Consider the following 19931-nt stretch of genomic DNA (forward strand, 5'->3'; position numbering starts at 1 on the left):
GCGTAGCGGAGGAATCTGCTTTTGGTTTTCTGGTTGCATGCACACACCCGATCAAAAAAACTCCTACCGCATCACCTTCGGCAGATTCCAATGCTGCCACACCGCCAGCATCCTCACCACAAAGCAAGCCGCCGCACCCAGGCTCATCGCCAGCCCGCGCGGCATCTTCACTCGCAAGGCACCCAGCATCACCACAGCCCCCACCAGCGCCGCCGCCGCATACACATCCGAGTTCAGCACCGCAGGGACCTTCGCCAGCAGAACGTCCCGCACCGTGCCCCCGCCCGCTCCCGTCACCACACCCATCATCACCGCAAGCAGAGGAGTAATCCCGAACTCCAGCGCTTTGTCCGCCCCAGCCACGGCAAACAACGCCAACCCGGCCGCATCCAGCGTAATCAACAGATGCGCAGGCACGTCCTGAATCAGCCCATGAAAGCAAAACACCGCGCCGCCGCCTGCAAACGCCGTCGCGCCATACCGCCAGTCACGGATACTGTTCGGCGGAACCGCCCCGATCAGCAGATCGCGGATCGTGCCGCCGCCCAGCGCCGTCACAAACGCCAGCACCATCAGGCCAAAGACATCCAGCCCCGCGTTGATTCCAGCCAGCGCACCCTCAACCGCAAACACAAACGTGCCGATCAGGTCGATCACCAGCAGCAGCACATCCTGCCTGTATTGCGGAAACAGCCCGGTCAGCCACGCCCGCAGCCGGATCCACATCAGCGCACGACCGCCTTCACCGCCGCCATATTGTCATAGCGGTCATACACACGCACGGCAATGATGTGCTCCTTCGGATTCGCCACCGGCGTCGTCGCGGCCGGCACGTCGGCAACAAAGTCATACCGCTCAATCTGTGAGTCCGAGATCTTCCCAACCGGCTCCAAAAACTGCCACGGTCCCGCATCCACCGAGTACTCCGCATGAGCAATGGGCGAGGTCGCATCCCGCGCCTCAAGCTTCGCATGAATCTTCAATCCACCGGCCCCGCCGCCTTCCATCGTCGCGGTCAAAACCCCAGGCACCGGCGGAGTCGTATCGACCACAAACACCTCGCTCACCCGCTCACCGGTCAGAGCCTCGCTCGCCGTGTGCGAAGGCGCATCGCTCGCAACGACCTTCAGCTCATAACTCCCATCCGGCAGCAGCGCTGCATCGAAGCTGTAGTAGCTCTCCGCGATCCTGTCCTTCAGCAGCCGCCAGTTCGACTCACCCACTCCGCGATACCACACCGCATATTCCAGATCGTCGCCATTCTCATCATGCGCCGCCCATCGCACCGTGATGGCCGTCTTGTCCTTCTGCGCCAGCAGCGGAGTCGCGCTCGCCTCAGGCGTAAGGTTCACCACCTGCGCCGCCGCAGAAGGGAACGCCACCTGCACCGTCCCATTCATCTGCGCAGCCGGCGGAGCCATCCGCGCTCCAGCCTGCACCATCACCTCATCCACCACCGGAGCGACATTCTTTGTCAGGTAATTCAACCCGATCGCATCCAGCGACCCACCCTGATGCAGCTCCGCCTTCCACTGCACATACCGTCCCGAAGGAGCCGCGACCGCGCCATCTGCCGCAACCCGCGTCCAGTCGCTCCATCCCATCACGGGATTCTCAACATTGCCGCTGCGCACAAACAGATCAAAGCCCGCCGTACTCCCACGCACCTCCGCGCGTCCCCACTCGGAGAACTCCTTCGCATCAAACACCTGGCTCGTATACGTTGCATTCGGCGCCGCCACATCGCCCAGCACGAATACCTTCCCGCTATTGCTCGTCGCCACCAGCAGCCCATCCTTCTCCGCTGCGAACGCCATGCCCTGCGAAGCCTCCAGGTGCGCCACATCGGTGAACTGACCGTCGCCGTCCGTATTCACGCGATACACGCGCCCGCGATTGCCCGTAGCCGCCAGCAACTCGCCGTTGTGAACAGCCAGCGCATACACCACGTCATCCTTGAGCGTCAGCAACTTCATCGGAGTGCCGTCCGGCGCAATCTTATAAATCTCGCTCCCATCCGGCACCAGCGTGTTCGTCCCGGCAGCCGAAGCCGATCCCGGCTGCGAGAACGTAATCGTTATCCCCACCGTCCCCGTCACCGGCAGAGGCGGCAGCGGAGCACGCCCCGTCCCCACGCCCGCCGCATACACATTGCCCGCCGCATCCATCGCCAGCGAAGTAATCTCGCGCCGCGTCGCCGCATACACCGCAAACGGCTTCGCATCGCGCGCCGTCGTCGAGATCTTGTAGATCACACCCGACCCATCGCTGCCCGCCCACAGCGTCCCATCCGGCGCCATCAGCAGGCAGCGAATATGCTGGTCCGCCGTCTTGAACAGCACCTCCGCCTTGCCGCCACCGGCAGGCACCCGATACACCACGGCAGGCGCGCCCGCAGCCACATACGCCGCGCCGTCCTTGCCCGCAGCCAGGCCCCAAAGATACTTCGGCTTCTCCTCCGTCGTAGAAGGATCAAACAACACCGTAGCCGCGCCACCACCAGCGGGAACCTTGTACACCTTCCCATCCGGAGAAGTCGCCGCCAGCACGCTTCCATCCGGCAGCACAGTCAGCGCCTGCACAGCCAGTTCTTTACTCTCGAATATCTGCGTCGCCTTCCCATCCGGCGAGACGCGCATCACCGCCGCCGAGCCCGCAGCCGTTCCACCCATCCCCACATAGGCGTTGCCCGCCGAATCCGTCCCCATCGCCCAGACGTAATTCTTGCCCGTCGCATAGAGCAGGGAAGTCGCCGGTCCAGCCTCCAGCCTTCCATCGCTTCTGATTGCAACGCCGTCAGTCGAGCCCTTCTCCATCTCGTCGTAGCTGTTCACACTCCACAGCTTCGTTCCCTGAGCATGAGCCAGAACCGGCAGCAACGTGACACCCAACACAAACCCAGCAGCAAAAACCCGTCGCATCATCGTGAATCGAGTCTAAAACAAGCGGCCCGTATAGAAGAAAGCTCGTCACAAAACAACGACCACGGATTGCGCGGATAGACACGGATTTTTTGTCTTTATCCGTGCTCATCCGTGAAATCCATGGTCGCTCTTAAGCCGTTTTCGAAGCCGGTCAGTTCGCCAGCACCGCGCGATACCGCACCTGGTTCTTCTTCACCTTGGCCACAGCATCGTTCGCCTTGGCCATCGCAAATTTTTCCGTGAGGGCCTTGACGTTGTGCCGCGCCGCAACGTCAAGCATCTCGTGCAGGTCATGCGGACTTCCCGTCGGACTGCCCGCAACTGCCTTCTGTCCACCAATCAGCGAGAACCCCTGCAACTGCATCGGCGCCTCACCCACGCCCAGAATGCACAGCACGCCCTTTGGCCGCAGAGCAGCCACATAAGCCTGCCAATCCAGGTCCGCGCTCACCGTCGAAAGAATCAGGTCAAACGCCCCGGCCACCTTCTTGAGCGCACCCGTATCGCGCGTATTCACAAAGTTGTGCGCGCCCAGCGACTTCGCCTCGGCCTCTTTGTCCTTCGCGGTCGAAAACGCCGTCACCTCCGCGCCGAACGCCCGCGCAAACTGCAACCCCAGGTGTCCCAACCCACCAATCCCAATCACACCCACACGCGACGAAGGCCGCACACCGTGGTTCCGCAGCGGCGAGTACACCGTAATCCCCGCGCACATCAGCGGAGCCGCGTTCTCACTCTCCAGCGCCGCAGGCACAGGAATAGCAAACCGCGCATTCACCCGAATCTTGTCCGCGTAGCCTCCATTGCGTCCCACGCAGGTCGGCTGCGCCTTTGCGCACAGATGCTCATCGCCCTGCCTGCACCACTCGCAGACGCCGCAGCTATCCGCCTGCCAGCCCACGCCCACGCGCTCGCCCATCTTCAGGCCAGTCACGTCAGCGCCAACGCCCACCACCGTGCCCACAATCTCGTGTCCCGGAATAAACGGATACTTCGTGAAGCCCCAATCGTTGTCGATCAGATGAACATCACTATGGCAGACCCCGCAGTGCGAAATCTTGATCTCCACCTCGTGCCGCCCAAGCTCACCCGGATCGTACTTGTAGGGCAACAAATGCGCACCCGCAGCGTGCACTGCCAATCCATGAATCTCGCTCATCAGAAACTTTTCCTTTCGCCCCGAGCGTGAATCGCTGAAGCGCAGTCTAGATGCTACAACACCACCCTGAGTAAAAACATCAATCGGCCAGAGGTCTGGCCAACGCCTCTACTGGCGTATATCCAGATGCAACACCTCCGACCCGCTCACCGCGTAATCGGTCGCGGCAGAACCCGCCACCAGCGCACTCTCGCCCGATAGTTGCACCTTATCAGCAGCCTTCAGCGGCTCCAGAACATTCGCCATCGAGATCGGCACCGAAGGCAGCGCTTCGCCATCCATTACCGCCTGCGGCGCATGGTCCAGCAGCGTCACATAAACACGATCGTTCGCGTGCGCGCGGTTTAATTCAGCAACAGTATCGGCCAATCCAATCGCGTGCTTCGCGCCAGTCATCGCTGTCATCTTGTCCACGGTCGCGCCATCGCTCACCACCACACGCATCGGCCCAGGCGTCAGCACATCCGGCAGCTTCACCTTCAGCTTCACCATCCTCGCCGCAGCCTGGTACGGATGCAGCATCGTCTCGACCTCAATCGTGTCGCCCGCACGCGCCTCCGTCGTACTCAACCGCGCCGAATCAATCGCCGCAGTCTCTCGCTCCGGAACGGCCTCGACCTTCAGCTTCAACCCCGTCACCACCGGCTGCTGCCGCTCATTGTCATACACCTTGCTGAACGCCTGATTCACAAACAACGCTGTATTAATCGCCGCAGGATTCATCCCGTTCGACGTCATCACTCCATCAAGCTTCACATCCGGCAGCCCTTTAATCCCCAACTCGCCCGTCACGCGATAACTCATCTCCGACGCCGACTCGTTCGTCGCCGACAGCGTCTGGTACACCGACACCAGCACCGCCGAAGGCGTCAGAGCGCGATTATCCAGCACTGAGAAGTGATACGTTCTCGACTCCTCCGGCGCCACCACCTCGACCTCCACCGGAATCATCCGCGCCTTCACGCCAAATTGGCCCATAATCGCCGCCGCGCGGTCTTCCGTAAAAGCTCCTACCGTCTGCGTCGTATTAATAATCTTGAATGCATTCAGTGGCGAAGCCAGTGTCGTCACCACCGTCGCCTTCGTCATCGGCATATTCACCGGCCCATACTGCGTAATCGGGTGCCCGCAAGCCAGCAGGCGCTTCGGGTCCACATACGTCACCGTGCACGTCCCCGACATCGACAGGTCGCCCTCAATCAGCACCATGCTCACCGAGCTACCCGGCACCAGCGGCTCCGGCTGCACCGCATTCGGATCAGCGCCACCCAGCCCAGCTACCGGAGTCAACCCCATCGCCTTAAAACGGTCCGCAAACCGCGCTACCGCATCCTGACTGAACCCGCTCATCACCAGCGGAGTCTCAATCGGCCGCATCTCCGGCGAACTGTTTACTGCCGCCTGTGTACTCCGCACACTGGGCTTGTCGAAAAGAGAGGAACCCGTCGTTGCATTTGCCGCAGCATTAGAAAAACCCCGGTCTCGCGCCTCCGCGGCAATCTCCCCATCCCGCACCTGCAGCATCGACTCAATCGGCGTAATCCCGGCAATCGGCTCTTTGCTGAACTCGCCAATCCTGTAGCTCAACGCTCCCACGAGCTTGCCATCGATATACACCGGACTCCCACTCATGCCCGCAACCACGCCCGTATACTCCGGCTTGCTCCCGCGCAGCTTCGCCAGAATCAAATCCCGCCCCGGCCCCAGCGAGTTGTGAAGCACGCCCAGAATCTCCACCGCCATCGGCTCCGGCGTCACACCCTGAAACACCGTATAAGCCACACCCATCTCTCCAGCCTTCACATCCTTCAGCGGAAAGACCTCCGTCACCTTAGGCGGAGCCGGCGGCAAAGCAGCAGGCGAACCCGCACCAGCCGCAGAAACCTGCGCCACGCAAACCGCACCTGTCGCGCCCAAAGCCAAGGCCGCAAAAACACCGCACGCCTTCACGCGCGTCATTCTGAGCGCAGCGAAGAACCCCCGCATTTTCTCTGGAGCGCCCATGCGCTCGCCCGAAGCAGAAGTACGCCAGGTGTCCATCACATGAGCGGGGGCGAGCCACAACTCCAATCGCCAAAGGCGCGCCGTCATACCAGCCTGGGGCGTAGCCCCAGGTACGGTTTTCGAAGAAATAAAAGAGGGCTGAAAGCCCGACTCATCCCGCACCCAACCCTGAATCTTTCCCATACGCATCCCGTCTCAGTCTTCAAGACTAGCAAGACTCGCGCAGGTTAGCCCCACTCACCAACATGCCCGCATCTCGTCCAACACAAATGGAGTAAAGTTTTCCTGATGATGACCCACTCCAACCGCACGCCCTCGAAGCTGCTCCTCCTTCTCAGCGCCCTTTTATTCGCGCTTCCCGCTGTTCCGGCCCAGACCGACGCGCAGCAATCGAGCGGCGCGTCCACCCAACAAAACGGCACGCAAAACGGAACCCAGCAGCAGCCACAGGACCAGGCCGAACCAGGCCCGACGACCGACAATGGCGGTATCATCGTCCGCAAAAAGTCCACCGACAACACGCCGCCACCCCCGCCCGCGCCCGCCGAGCCCAAGGTCAAAAACCCCGACAACGCCACCTATTCACTCCGCGTCGACGTCCCCGTCGTCCGTCTCGACGTCAACGTCATCCTCGACAAGACCCACCAGTTCGTCCCCGGCCTCAAGCCCGGCAACTTCCTCATCCTCGAAGACGGCGTCCCCCAGACCATCACCAGCGTCCGCACCACCCAGGCCCCCATCACCGCCGTCATGCTGCTCGAGTTCGCCGCCAACAGCTACTACTACATCTACGACATGCAGAACGCGGCCTACACCTTCTTCCAGACCCTCAAGCCCGACGACTACGTCGCCGTCATGACCTACGACCTCAAGACCCACATCCTCACCGACTTCACCAACAACAAGGACATCATCGCCCAGGCGCTCCAGTCCCTCGTCATCCCCACCTTCTCCGACACCGACATGTTCGACGCCCTCTACGAGACCCTCGACCGTCTCAGCCGCGTCCCCGGCCGCAAATACGTCATCCTCATCGGCACCGGCCGCGACACCTTCTCCAAGCTCACGCTCGACAAGATGCTCGCCAAGATCAAAGCCACACCCAACGTCACCATCTTCACCATCGGCACCGGCGCCTGGCTCAACGAGATGTACGGCGGCCAGGGCGGCATGATGAGCAGCATGCGCGACCTCAACTACCTCCAGGCCCAGAACCAGCTCAAAACCTTCGCCGCCATGACCGGCGGCCTCAGCTTCAGCCCCGTCTTCCAGGGCGAGCTACCCGACATCTTCAACCAGATCAACGCCTCCATCCGCAACCAGTACGTCCTCACCTACCGGCCCACCAACACAGCCGACAACGGGGCCTACCGCCACGTCAAAGTCCTCTTAGTCGACAACGAAGGCCACCCCCTCCGTATGCAGGACGAAAAAGGCAAGCCGCAGAAGTACTCCATCATCACCCGCGATGGCTACTACGCCAAACTCCCCGTCGAGTAGGTAGCGTCTCAGTTTGAATCCAGTCATCCTTGCGTCCGGGTTAGTAAGCTGGGCATTTTCTATTGCGTTGCCCGCTGCCATCTTGAGAGGATGGCAGCTATGAAGCCTATGGATGCCAGGATGAGGATGGTCATGGTGTGGGCTGTTTCACTATTTGCCTGCCTGATGCCACACCCTCTATTGGGCGATCGATGGCAACAACTCTTCCATCAGCCGCTGTTTCTCCTCATCGTGCCGGTAGCGCTGGCGTGCCTCTCACTGCTTGTTCCAGTGCGAACACCCATGAGCGAGGAAGAAGAAGAAGATCGCTTGGAGCGCAAAAGAAAGGCCTCAGGATGGCAGGTGCTGCTCATCCTAAGCAGCCTGCTCACTGTGTTCTTTGGATGGTGCCTCGTCGATGCCTGCCGTGATACTTCCGTGCAGCAGGCGGAGCGGGTAAGGGATTGCCTTGAGTTTTTCGGCTTGACGGTACTTCCGCTGTTGGGTGTGTGGGTTGCGCTCTTGAAGCTGAAGCGCCTTGGCCATCTTTGGTATTAGTCGTCCTGCCACTTCCTGCAAACTCAAGCTTCAGCCGTAAGTTTTTGAACGGAGGTTTTCAGCATGTGCAGAAACATCAAAATGCTCTTCAACTTCGATCCGCCCGTCACCCCAGACGAAGTGCAAGCGGCCTCGCTCCAGTTCGTCCGAAAGATCACCGGCTTTAACAAGCCATCCAGGGCGAACGAAGCGGCGTTCACGGCTGCGATCAGCGCCATCGCCGGCATCTCGACCGAGCTTCTCCTCTCGCTCGAAACCAACGCGCCCCCAAGGAACCGGGAAGAAGAGGCAGCCAAAGCCAAAGCACGAAACGCCGAAAGATTCCCCGTGTGACCCCTCATCTCCAATAACCAGACAGGAAAAACGCACAGGCATACGGAACTCTAAGCGAGCCGCCTCCGTAGCTACTATCAGGAAAATGAATCTCCACCTCGGAGCGTTCCGTGCCTTCGACTCGCAGAGAGTTCCTCAAAGATTCTGCCGCGCTATCCATGCTGGCTGCCTCCCCGTCGATTGCCTTCAGCACGAACGAGACCACCCCCTTGCAGTCTCAGACGAGCAAGACGGCCCAGGCCCTTGGCTTGCCCGGATTTGTCGCCGGCGTTGTCAGGGATGGCAAACTCGACACGGTGCAGGCCGAGGGCTACGCTGACCTCGAACAGCGAACGCCGATGCAACGCGACCACATCTTCTATGTGGCATCCCTCACAAAAACCTTCACCGCCGTCATGATGATGCAGTACGTCCAGGAGAAGAAGATCTCCCTGGATGACTATCTCCTCAACTACCCATTCCTCACCGTTGGCCTCTCACCCGATCGCCTGTTCGATCCCAACGTTCGATTGAAGCATCCCCTCAGCCACACCTCAGAGGGAATCCCCGGCGAAAACTTTATCTACAACGGAAACAGATACAACTTCGTCTACGGCGTCTTCGAGAAGATGAGCGGCAACACGCATCACTACGACGCCGTCGCTCAGGAGTTCAGCAAACGGATCGCTGGTCCTCTCACCCTCACGTCAACCCTGTCGGGTTATCCCGTCGATCACACCGACCCACGCATTCCGCGGATCGTCAAAACGTACTTTCTCAATAAGGAACACCCGAAGCCCACGCTCGATACATCCGCCCCCTCCGGCACCACGCACTACCCTGCGACAGGCCTGCTTACATCCGTCGATGACCTTGCGAAATACATGATCGCGCTCGATGAAAACACGCTCATCACGCGTGAGAGCTACTCGGTCATGACACAGCCGTTTGCGCTGAATGACGGACGGAAGAGCCCCTATGGACTCGGTTGGAGCACGCAGAGCATCGGCGGACAACCCATACACTCCGCCTACGGATACGGAGATTCTTATTCCGCGCTTCTCGTCCGCGTCCCCAACAGGAAGACATCCTTCATCCTGCTCACCAACTGCGACGCTGCGTCGGCCCCGTTCTTTCTTGGCTATGGCAACCTCCTGACCTCTCCCTTCGCCGTCAACTTTCTGCGCGAGGCGCTCCCGGGCGTCCTGCATGAAACAGATGAGATCTACGCACAGGCTTTTCTCCAGCACTACAGCGCGACCGTTGCAGGCGCCAATCCAGACCAATCACGCCATCTGCTCAACCAGCTCAGGACCGAAGCCCCGGAACGGTTTGAGAAGAGTGATCGAAGCCTGATCTATCTCTTGTCTGAGATCTCCGATCCATCCTTCGATCCAGAGACGGAGAAACTCGTGCGTGCCTACGACGCATCGGGAGACTTTCATCCGGAAGTCGAACTCGCGATCGCCAGCTTTTACAAAAGAACCGGCGCCGAAGAGAAATATCTCGCGCGGCTTCACCGGATTGCCGACCGGCCTGGCTATGGCGAACAGTCATCGACCCAAGAAGCGTGCATTCAGCTGGGAACGGCCCTCTTGAAAAAAGGACAGCAAGAAGGCCGGAAATATCTTTGGATGGCGGTTCAATACGAGCGGTTTTCAGGAGCAAACACAGCATCCCTGGATAAGCTCGTCTCGAAGATGAGTCCGTGATGAAGACCAATGAGCCAGGTAGCTCCCGGGCACGGCTCAGGTGCGCTTGCCGTTGCTCCTGAGACTTTGTCGTTGCTCCTGAAATAGGCCCGGACTTCAGTCCGGGCAACACCAGCCACAAAAACAAGGGGCTTCAGCCCCTGGGATATGCCTTCTTCCCTACATCGCGCCACAAAAAACTCGGGTGCCGGGCATGCACTCCAGAGAATCCGTCACATCCATGGGCGGCGAGAAGCGAATCATCTGCAGTTAGTCAATGATCTCGGCACGTTCCGTCTTGAGACGTTCAAGACCTCCCCTCATTTGTCGAAGCTGCTCGTCCGTATGCCCTTGCCACTTCGTGACCTCTCCAACCACGCGAAGCGGATCGCGGGACCGATACGACAGGGTAGGGTTACCTGGGAATTTCTTGTCCGTCAGGTTCGGGTCATCGACGATCGATCCCGTGGGTTCGACGACGTATATTCTCTCCGGCCCATCTCCAACGGCAAGTTCAGCGCCCCAAATGGCAGCGTCCAGAGTCCCGGTGCAATATACCCACGACAAAATCTTTCCTTCACCGTAGTTCGATGCGTATCCAGCTCTTATCAGATCGCCGTGCTGAAGGTCCGCACGAGTTCCATGAAAGAACTGCTGACGAAACCTGCTATCCGTTGCCGACATAAATGGATTGCTCCTCATGAAATGGAAGATGGAGATTCGCTCACTCCGAATGACAATCATGAGGCAAGACCCGTGTGTTGCCGCAAGCCCCTACGCACCGGGTACACTGAAGACAGGCGGAACAAAAAATTTCATGCCGGATAGGTTCTTCCTTATCCGACTTCCAGACGTATTCGCCGGGCGCATCTCACATCTGAGACCTGGGTAATTCGCGCAAAGCGCGAACCGCTTTCAACGCCACCGTCGCAGAGGGCCAAAGGCCCGACTCATACCAGCCTGGGGTGAAACCCCAGGTTTGCGAACAAGCGGAACCACAGAGGGCTGAAGGCCCGACTCATAAATTTTGAAGAAAGCCTCGGATTCAAAATACCTCAGACGCCGGTGCAGTTGCCTCTTGCGTTTTGCCGTTGCATCTGCCCTTGTCGTTGCCTCTGAGATAGGCCCGGACTTCAGTCCGGGCAACACCAGCCATAAAAACAAGGGGCTTCAGCCCCTGGGACATGCCTTCTTCTCGGCCACCTTACACTCTCATCGCACCACAAAACTCGGGTGCCCTATCCTTCGCCTGGGCATTCGCGCAACGCGCGAACCGTCCTCCTTCAAGGTGTTGTCTTCGTCGGCGCGCGCTCCACTTCAAGCACAGTGATGGGCATCTCCTCGCCGCCGGGAACAAGCTCCAACCCGAGAGTCTTTCCGAGTACGGCATTCAAGCTGTCAACGTCGTCACCGGAGACTTTGAATCGCGCATCATACGTGCCATCGATCCCTGTCTGATTCACCACCGGGTTCTCCAACCCGGTCGCCAACACATACGCCAGATCGTCCATCGTCCCGTTCATCAGGATATATATGCCATGCCAGTAACCTCGCTTCACCGCGTGGGTCGAGGCCGAAGGACTCAACAACCTCTTACTCGCATCCGTAGCCCGAAGAATATACACGCGCTTGGTGACTGTCTTTGGCTCTATCTGCAAATGCAAAGCGGCCAGAACAGCCTGCTGGACGACCGCATCGACCACACCCTGGGGCACGCCGGCAGCACTCACGCGGAGATCGTAGCGTCCTTCCGGCAGCGTGTCCTTCAAGACATACCGCTTCCCAAAAGCATTGAACACATCCGTCATCAGTCCATCGGCAGTCTCTCCAAGAACATCCGTCCCGGTCGGCGGATGATTCACCACAGACATCGTTGCATGGGGCGAAGCCTTGCTGACCGACACGGCAAACAAAGGGCCCCTGGCAATCGCGCTGGCTGGAACCCTCACCTCCGTGATCGCAGACACCGCTTTGAATGCCACATGCTTTCCTCGTGCGACTGCTTCGAGATCGGCAGTGCTCACCGCATCGATCTCCGTTACCGCAACAACCTTCCCGCTCCCATCGACAATCACGGTCGTAGGCCGCGACGTGATTCCATACCGCGCGAACACGCGGCCCGACGTATCGGTACCGACCCAGCCGGAGGTCTTCTTTCTGGTCAGAAATCTCTCGACGGCCTTCGGGTCCTCGTCATCAATCGAGATGAACTGGAACTTCGCCGGATCGAGCGACGCCACCATCTGGTTCAGATGCGGAAGACTCGCCACGCAAGGCGAACACCACGTAGCCCAGAACTCCAGCACCACGACCTTCCCCCTCAGACTCGCCCATTCTGCTCTTGCCCCGGAAGGGGCCTGCAACAGCTTCACCGAATCCAAAGAAGGAGCACGAGCACCCTTCGCAGGAAGTGCCCATAACGTCGCCGGTCCGAGCAGAGACCCGAGCAGTAAGGCAACAACAACGACCAGACAACCGCGCAAAGTCAGACGAATGTTCATGCTATGTAGCATGCTACACAAATTTCCCTTCGCCACAGATTTCTGTCAACCCCCATCCGCTGTGGAAAACCAGCCATCCAACTCAAACTAAATGACATCTTTCCCCTCGCAGGTTGGCGGTTTTCCCGCCCCGGTTCGCTATCATAGAAATAGGGAGACAAAACGACCCCGGACAGCCTGGGCCGGTTCTTTGACCGCCGTAAAAGTCCAAGCCTAAACCATCTGTTTCGAAGACTTTAGTACTTTAAGTAGGGGGAGGGGGTACCCGCCATGGCCGCAACCCGCATCGCCTCACTCCAGCCCTCCATCACCCTCACCCTCCAGGCCCTCGGCCGCCTCGACCGCCTCGTCGCCTGCACCCGCTACTGCCTCGAAGCCCTCCCCGAACTCGCCGCCCGCAACCTACCCATCCTCCACGACTCCTGGTCGGCCGACACCGCCGAGATCCTCGCCGCCCACCCCGATCTGGTCGTCGCCAGCGTCCCCTATCGCCTGGAGTCCCTGGCCGCCATCCTCAAAACCGGTATCCCTGTCCTCGCACTCACCCCGCACACCCTCGCCGACATCTACAAAGACATCAACCTCCTCGCGGGGATCGTCGAAGCAGAAGATGAGGGAAGAGTCCTCGTCGCCCGCATGCGCGAGGCCATCGACCTCACCCGTCAGCGAAGCGCCCCCCGCAGAAGGACCCCACTGGTCTATTGCGAGGAGTGGGGCAAGCCGCTCATCCACTCCCAGCACTGGGTGGCCGAGCTTGTCGAAGCCGCCGGAGGTCGCTTCCTCGGAGAACCCGGCGCCCATACCACCCCGGAGGCCGTCGCCGAAGCCAATCCCGACGTCCTCCTCTTCGCCTGGTGCGGCGCTGGAGACCGCGTCCCGCTCGACCGGGTCGTGGCACAGCGCAACTGGTTCGATCTCCCCGCCGTCCGCCACGCCCGCGTCTACTGCATCCCCGACGAGTACCTCAACACGCCAGCCCACACCCTGCTCGAAGGCCTGCACTCCATTGCCGCCGCCATTCACCCGGAGATATTTCCATCCCATCCCCGCCTGATCCAGCTCACCGGGGCCGCGGAATCGTCAGATCAAGATCTTGTCCAGTCATCTGTTTCGTCAGTAGGATGATCTGCCCGGTGTGCTGATGCACATGCGTCACTACCACAAAGATCGCCTCCAGCACCGTGACAGTCCGCCCCTGCGGGTGGATGACCTCCGTCAACCGCTCCGCCGGTACCGCCGTAATCACTCCACGCACCTCGCCCATCGTTTCGGTGAAGATTCTCAGAAGCTCATCCCGGCTCAACCCGCCATCCGCACTGAACTCCTTCTCCCGAGTCCGCGTGTCCACCACACCGCCCACCCCGCTGATAACCCACTGCCGAGCATTCCCACTCAGGTGCAGCAGTAGGTTGCCAACGGAATTCTCGTGCGCTCCATGCCGCTCCCACACCTGAGCATCGGTTAACTTCCCAACGCAGGTCTTCACATAGTCGGCCATTACATCGAGCCTGCGGCCCGAGACTTCGAGATAAGTTTGAGCAATTGCGTTATCCATTAACGCATTCTACGCGCGGAGTTTGACCAGAAGCGCGCGTACCTCGTACACTCTAAAAGGCAGCTGGCGATCGACTGAGATTGCAGCTCGCAGCGGCACCATCCCTGCATTGCCCCCTCGTTCAATGGTAGGACAGTCGGCTCTGAACCGATCAATCGGGGTTCGAATCCCTGGGGGGCAACCACATCTGCCTAGCTTAGCGAATAGGCTGAAGACGCGATACTGTCAGGGCAATCACTACCTCACCCAAGCTTCCCGCAGAAAATCAAAAGTCCCCGAGGTATTCGTCCTCACACCCTCAATTCTGCGTGTGTGAACCACCTCATTGTTTGGGTACCAGAGCGGAATTGAAGGCAACTCGTCTGACAGAATCTTCTGTACCTCGACATAATTGGTTCGGCGCGCCACCTGGTTCGGTTCAGCAGCCGCAGCGATGAGCAGAGAATCAACACGCGGATTCACATAATGCCCGCGGTTTGCGCCGCTCGGTGGGAAGCTCCTCGACGAATATGCATAGCGGAAGATATCCGGATCTTCGTTGCTGCCAATCCAGCGCAACACATAAAGCTGAAATGCTCCATGTGTCACATCCGAGTAGAAAGTTCCAAACTCGGCAGATCGTATCTCTAGACGAATGCCAGCAGCGCGCAACTGCTGCTGCAGTACATCGGCGAGCAGCCGAGTTGTTTCATCGGTTGAAGTCTTGATGGTGAGCGTCAGGCGCACTCCGCTCCTGCTTGGATGAAAACCTGCCTCGTCAAGTAGTTGCTCTGCTCGTGCGATGCTGTGTGGATACTGCTCCAGATTTCGGGGATGTGCAGCGGCCCAATGTCCGATGGGAAGAAGAGTATCGGCGAGCACGGCCTGTCCGCGCCAGATTGCATCGACGATAGCTTTACGGTCGAGCGCATAGGCGATTGCCTGTCGTACTCGCTTGTCCTGTAGCAGTGGATCGGTGACGTTGAAGGTCATATACATCACTGCTGAGTTCGGGCCTGACTCGATTACGAGGTTTGGCACATGAGATAGCTCGTGCAGCATGTCCGGTGTGATGACATTGCTGGCGAGATCGGCGGAACCCTTTTGGAGCTCGAGCGCGCTAGTGATGGTGTCGGGAGTTACCTGAAAGACGACGCGTTCGATTCTGTGTCCGCCTGTCGGGGGAGTGGGAACGCCTGCCCAGTAGCTGTCGTTCCGCTCAAGGATTACGTCTTTGTCCTGCACTGCGCTGACAAACTTGTACGGTCCCGATCCGATTGGATGTAGCCCGAAGTCGCGGCCAGAGCCACGTGGTACTACACCGAATAGTCCATCGCTCAGGTTGAAGAGCAGACCCGGGTCAGGGCGCTTCAGGTGCACAACAACGGTCAGGCGATCAGGAGTGTCGATGCTGCTGACCGATGCGAACGCTCCGCCCTTTGCTGTGATGAGTGTTCCATCGATCATACTGCGGATCGTCCATGCAACATCCGCTGCCTCGAGCGAGCGTCCGTCATGGAAATGTACGCCATCGCGCAGATGGAATATCCATGTCAGTGGATCAGTCTGTTCCCAACTGGTTGCAAGCCACGGACGCAGGTTGTAATGATCGTCTTTTCTTACGAGAGCGTCGAAGATTAACCCACCTATCCGCTCGGACTGTGCATCCGTTCCCTGGCGAAGGTCGAGATTATCCGGACTGCTTTCGATGATCATCACAACGGTGGAAGGGGATTTTGCCGCTTTTTTGCAGCCGATTGCGAAGAGACAAAGTGCAGCAAGAAACAGTCCACAGATGCGCCAGAAGGTTCTCATCCGTGCGTAATCCTACCTAATACGACGTTGCGCGAAGCTCCAGTGGCAGAAGGAATATTGCCTGGGAAAGCAAACCATGTCAGCCACGCAAGCAGTGCAAAGGCAACAGCTTCTTTGGCCTGAGAAGGGATTCCCAATTCTTCCATCAATCGCACCTTCACGCCTTGCGGCGCTAATTCTTTTCGTAGTATTGCCATCAATGCGACGTTTTTCGCGCCACCTCCGGCGACGACGAACTCTGTCGTTGCTTTCAGGGCATGGCGCAAGAGGTGTGGCGCGGCGAAGCCTCGATACGCATCGGCAATAGACTTTGCGGTCAACGCCGTTGCCGTGGCGACGATGTCTGCATCGGTTGCCCTGGCTTTGTGACATTGCTTGATGAACCGCGAGACGAACGCCTCTCCAAACTCTTCACGTCCGCAGGACTTTGGAGGCGGAAAAGAGAAGTAGGGTTCGCGTAAGGTGTGCTGCACAACAGCGTCGACTACACGACCTCGCAGAGCTGTAGCTCCTGCTCGATCGAATGGTTTGTTGAATAAACGCATCATGCAACCGTCTATCACCATGTTTGCGGGGCCTGTGTCGAAGGCAAGAAGTGACTCCGCGGAGGCACCAGCAGGAATGGCTGTCAAGTTACCGATTCCGCCGAGATTTTGCAGCACACGGTTTGTCTTTGGTGAGCTGAACATGACGTAGTCAAGCATTGGCACAAGTGGTGCGCCTTGTCCTCCCGCTGCCATGTCGGCGGGACGAAAGTCGCTCACAACCGGGATACGGAGGCGCTCTGCTATGACGCTGGATTCGCCTGATTGCCAGGTGCAGCGCACAGGTACGCCAAGATATCTCGTAGCGACGCCCTGGTGATAGAGCGTTTGGCCGTGGCAACCAACTAACTCGACCTTGGTGCCTGACTTTGCTTGCGTCTTGGACACGGCTTCGGCGTATATCTCACCGAGTCGCCAGTTCAGGCGCGAGAGATCGGCAACCGAAATAGACTTTGCGTTCATCGCGGCAAGCACGGCTTCGCGCACATTTTTCGGATAAGAAAAGCCTGCGTGATGGAGGAGTTTTATGCGAGGTGTGCCGCTCCTAGATGAAGCTGGGGAGATTTTGCATAGAGCCACATCCACTCCGTCGGCGGATGTGCCGCTCATGATGCCTGCCACAACCATGCTCTTCATGCGCCTTTGATCTCCTTCTGAAGATCTGCCAATAGGTTGAGCGCGTCGCGGGGAGTGAGTCCGTCCACATCGAGCTCGCTCAGCCTGTCGACAATCGTCTGTGAGAGCGGAGTGAACATCGTCATTTGCAACTGCGGTGCGGAAGCAGCTTCGCGCACCTGCTGCGATTCCGCCCGTTCGTGAAGTTTTAGCACTTCGCGCGCTCGCGAAATTACCCCCGAAGGCAATCCAGCGAGCCGGGCTACTTCGATGCCGTAGCTCTTGCTTGCCGGGCCAGATTCGACAGTGTGGAGGAAGACTATTCCGCCTGCAGTTTCCTTCACCGTGACTCGCAGGTTTTTGAGGTGGTCGAGCTTTTCGGATAGAAGCGTCAATTCATGGTAGTGGGTGGCGAAGAGGGTTCGTGCGCCAACGTGATTATGCAGATATTCGACGGTGGCCCACGCGAGCGACAGGCCATCGTAGGTTGCAGTGCCGCGGCCCATCTCGTCGAGTAGCACGAGCGAGCGCGCTGTGGCTGTGTTCAGGATGGCGGCGGTTTCGGTCATCTCCACCATAAATGTGGAGCGACCCCGCGCCACGTTATCACTTGCGCCGATGCGCGTATAGATGCGGTCTACGAGGCCAAGCCGCATCTGCTCGGCGGGAACGAAGCAGCCCATCTGCGCCATGATGACAAGCAGCGCGGTCTGTCGCAGGTAAGTAGATTTGCCGCCCATGTTGGGGCCGGTGATCAGCAGAACGGATGGGCCGCTGTCCGCGTCGAGATGCACTGAGTTCGGTATGAACCTTCCGCTCCCGGACTCTTCCATGCGCCGCTCGACGACAGGGTGCCGAGCGTTGACGAACTCGAGCACGCCGCTTACTTCGACTGCGGGGCGTGTCCATCCGCGCAGCGCGGCCAGGTGAGCGAAGCAGCTGAGCAGGTCGATCTCGGCTACACGGCGCGCTGTTTCGCGCACGCGGGCTGCGGAGGCGAGGAGTTGACGGCGTAATTCGGCAAAGATCCTGCGCTCGATCTCGCCGCTCCGCTCCTGCGCGGTCAGGATTTTGGTCTCGTACTCCTTGAGTTCAGGCGTGGTGAATCGTTCGGCGTTCACCAGTGTTTGCTTGCGTTCGTAGTCGGCGGGGACGGCCTTTGCATTGGACTTCGTGACTTCGATGTAGTAGCCGAAGACATTGTTGAAGCGGACTTTGAGCGAGGTGATGCCTGTCCGTTGGCGTTCGCGTTCTTCGATGGCCGCAAGAGCCTGCCTGCCGCTGCGGCTGAGTTCGCGGAGTTCGTCCAACTCCGCATCAACACCAGGACGGATTGCTCCTCCATCAGAAAGTGAGGCCGGAGGCTCTTCGGCGATGGCGCCCACGATCATCTCGTGGATGTCTTGGAGGGGATCGAGGCTTGCTGCCAAATCGCGCCAACGGGTGACCTGCAATTGTTTTGTCGCTTGGGCCAGGTCAGGCAAGCACTTTAGTGTTCCGGCCAGCGCCATGACCTCGCGCGGGCCCGCTGAATCGAGCGCCACGCGGCTAAGCAGGCGTTCCATGTCGAGAATGCCGTCCATTGCACGGCGAAGCTCTTCGCGGTGCCGCAGGTTAGTTGCTGCTTCAGCCACGGCTTCGAGCCTGGCTTCAATCTCAGCCAACTCACTGGCTGGACGAAGCAGAGAGGCGCGCAGGAGTCGCTTGCCCATTGGAGTCGAACAGGCGTCGAGTGTATAGAAGAGCGTTGTCTGTACCGACTCGCCCGAGAAGAGTGGTTCGACTAGTTCAAGGTTGCGCACGCTGACGGCGTCGAGTTCGAGGCAACTGGAGCGCTCGTAGAAGCGCAGGCCGTCGACGTGTTCGAGGCCGCCCTGCTTGGTCTCGCGCATGTAGTGCAGAAGAGCGCCTGCTGCTGTAGCTGCGAGCTCATGTCCACCCAGACCCATTCCATCGAGCGAGTGGACGCGGAAGTGATGTTGTACGAGCGGCACGGCGTAGTTGGTGGTGAAGACCCACTCATCGACTGAAGTCTTCGTGCGGATGCTGTTCAACATGGTGGATTCATCGGATTCTTCGCCGACAAGGTCTACTCCGCCCAGCAAGCCTTTGCCATAGAGCAGTTCCACGGGTCGCACACGTCCAATTTCGTCCAGAAGCATTGTCCACGCATGTTCGCCACTGAATTCGGTGGCGCGAAACTCGCCGGTGGAGAGATCAAGCAGCGCTAGCCCGCAATGTTGATGTGTGGCGCTGCCCGTTACGCAGATGCTAGCGAGATAGTTGCTCTGCTCGGCGCTAAGTGAAGGATCGAGTGCGGTGCCGGGGGTGAGGACGCGGGTCACCCCGCGGTGCACGAGCGTTTTGGCGAGCTTGGGATCCTCCATCTGTTCGCAGATAGCGACGCGATAGCCTTTGCGCAGCAGGCGTTGCAGATACGTTTCCGCTGCATGATAGGGGACACCGCACATCGGCACGGACTTTGCCTTATCGCGTGCTGTCAGAGCCAGTTGCAGCTCTTTCGAAGCCAGTACGGCATCTTCGTAGAACAGCTCGTAGAAGTCGCCCATGCGAAAGAAGACGAGCGCATCGGGATGGGCATCCTTTGCGGCGCGGTACTGACGCATCGCGGGGGTTAGTGTAGTTTCGTTGGCCGTTTCCTTGCTCATAGTTACGGAACCGTCAGGATATCGCACTACGGGCTGGGTTTATCCGTCTCGCTAATCGACCAGCCCATCGGTAGGCAGGCGGCTCGAGGCGATATACTTAAAGCTCACGAATTCAACGGTGAAAG

General features: G+C 59.2%; 15 protein-coding genes and 1 tRNA gene. 6 read left to right on the forward strand and 10 right to left on the reverse strand.

What is annotated here, in order from left to right:
- Window positions 1-63 precede the first annotated feature (63 nt).
- From IEX36_RS02985 to IEX36_RS03000, 4 genes are all read right to left on the reverse strand, one after another.
- Complete coding sequence (locus IEX36_RS02985) at window positions 64-726, reverse strand: trimeric intracellular cation channel family protein (RefSeq protein WP_188757838.1); 663 nt, start codon at window positions 724-726, stop codon at window positions 64-66.
- Complete coding sequence (locus tag IEX36_RS02990; RefSeq protein WP_229668672.1) at window positions 726-2924, reverse strand: fibronectin type III domain-containing protein; 2199 nt, start codon at window positions 2922-2924, stop codon at window positions 726-728. Before IEX36_RS02990 ends, IEX36_RS02985 begins: the two co-directional genes overlap by 1 nt.
- A 151-nt stretch (window positions 2925-3075) precedes the next feature.
- Window positions 3076-4083, reverse strand: coding sequence for an NAD(P)-dependent alcohol dehydrogenase (locus IEX36_RS02995; protein WP_188757839.1), 1008 nt, complete (start codon window positions 4081-4083; stop codon window positions 3076-3078).
- A gap of 108 nt (window positions 4084-4191) precedes the next feature.
- Window positions 4192-6270: a SpoIVB peptidase S55 domain-containing protein gene (locus tag IEX36_RS03000; protein WP_229668673.1), complete on the reverse strand. Its 2079-nt coding sequence runs from the start codon at window positions 6268-6270 to the stop codon at window positions 4192-4194.
- Between the two features lie 105 nt (window positions 6271-6375).
- Between IEX36_RS03000 and IEX36_RS03005 the strand changes: the two genes are divergently transcribed.
- The 4 genes from IEX36_RS03005 (at window position 6376) to IEX36_RS03020 (ending at window position 10148) form a co-directional block, all read left to right on the forward strand.
- Window positions 6376-7587 carry a VWA domain-containing protein gene (locus IEX36_RS03005; protein ID WP_188757840.1) on the forward strand — a complete coding sequence of 404 codons (1212 nt, stop codon included), beginning with the start codon at window positions 6376-6378 and terminating at the stop codon, window positions 7585-7587.
- Window positions 7588-7686: 99 nt separating this feature from the next.
- Window positions 7687-8124, forward strand: a complete 438-nt coding sequence (locus IEX36_RS03010) for a hypothetical protein (RefSeq protein ID WP_188757841.1) — start codon at window positions 7687-7689, stop codon at window positions 8122-8124.
- Window positions 8125-8187: 63 nt separating this feature from the next.
- Window positions 8188-8457 (forward strand): DUF2277 domain-containing protein, encoded by a 270-nt coding sequence (locus tag IEX36_RS03015; protein ID WP_188757842.1) that lies wholly within the window; start codon window positions 8188-8190, stop codon window positions 8455-8457.
- A 110-nt stretch (window positions 8458-8567) separates the two neighbouring features.
- Window positions 8568-10148 (forward strand): serine hydrolase domain-containing protein, encoded by a 1581-nt coding sequence (locus IEX36_RS03020; protein WP_229668674.1) that lies wholly within the window; start codon window positions 8568-8570, stop codon window positions 10146-10148.
- A 249-nt stretch (window positions 10149-10397) separates the two neighbouring features.
- Here IEX36_RS03020 and arr read toward each other — a convergent pair whose 3' ends face one another.
- On the reverse strand, window positions 10398-10811 hold the full coding sequence (gene arr, locus IEX36_RS03025; RefSeq protein ID WP_188757843.1) for an NAD(+)--rifampin ADP-ribosyltransferase: 414 nt from the start codon (window positions 10809-10811) through the stop codon (window positions 10398-10400).
- A 599-nt stretch (window positions 10812-11410) separates the two neighbouring features.
- Window positions 11411-12640 (reverse strand): redoxin domain-containing protein, encoded by a 1230-nt coding sequence (locus tag IEX36_RS03030; protein WP_308422271.1) that lies wholly within the window; start codon window positions 12638-12640, stop codon window positions 11411-11413.
- Between the two features lie 258 nt (window positions 12641-12898).
- Here IEX36_RS03030 and IEX36_RS03035 point away from each other — a divergent pair, with 258 nt between their 5' ends.
- On the forward strand, window positions 12899-13753 hold the full coding sequence (locus tag IEX36_RS03035) for an ABC transporter substrate-binding protein (protein ID WP_188757845.1): 855 nt from the start codon (window positions 12899-12901) through the stop codon (window positions 13751-13753).
- On the opposite strand, the gene IEX36_RS03040 is transcribed toward IEX36_RS03035, so the two are convergent.
- The gene (locus IEX36_RS03040; RefSeq protein WP_188757846.1) at window positions 13689-14183 is read right to left on the reverse strand and encodes a DinB family protein; all 495 of its coding nucleotides are present in this window, start codon (window positions 14181-14183) and stop codon (window positions 13689-13691) included. The two genes, IEX36_RS03035 and IEX36_RS03040, sit on opposite strands and share 65 nt — an antisense overlap.
- 110 nt (window positions 14184-14293) lie before the next feature.
- Between IEX36_RS03040 and IEX36_RS03045 the strand changes: the two genes are divergently transcribed.
- Window positions 14294-14367 (forward strand) — tRNA-Gln (locus IEX36_RS03045).
- A gap of 53 nt (window positions 14368-14420) precedes the next feature.
- Here IEX36_RS03045 and IEX36_RS03050 read toward each other — a convergent pair.
- The 3 genes from IEX36_RS03050 to mutS are packed head-to-tail and all read right to left on the reverse strand — an operon-like array spanning window position 14421 to window position 19806.
- Window positions 14421-15977: an ABC transporter substrate-binding protein gene (locus IEX36_RS03050; RefSeq protein ID WP_229668675.1), complete on the reverse strand. Its 1557-nt coding sequence runs from the start codon at window positions 15975-15977 to the stop codon at window positions 14421-14423.
- Window positions 15974-17158: an anhydro-N-acetylmuramic acid kinase gene (locus tag IEX36_RS03055; protein WP_188757847.1), complete on the reverse strand. Its 1185-nt coding sequence runs from the start codon at window positions 17156-17158 to the stop codon at window positions 15974-15976. The genes IEX36_RS03050 and IEX36_RS03055 overlap by 4 nt, the downstream gene beginning before the upstream one ends.
- Window positions 17155-19806 carry a DNA mismatch repair protein MutS gene (gene mutS / locus IEX36_RS03060; RefSeq protein ID WP_188757848.1) on the reverse strand — a complete coding sequence of 884 codons (2652 nt, stop codon included), beginning with the start codon at window positions 19804-19806 and terminating at the stop codon, window positions 17155-17157. Before mutS ends, IEX36_RS03055 begins: the two co-directional genes overlap by 4 nt.
- Between the last annotated feature and the right edge of the window lie 125 nt (window positions 19807-19931).

Source organism: Edaphobacter acidisoli (genome assembly GCF_014642855.1).
GTDB lineage: Bacteria > Acidobacteriota > Terriglobia > Terriglobales > Acidobacteriaceae > Edaphobacter > Edaphobacter acidisoli.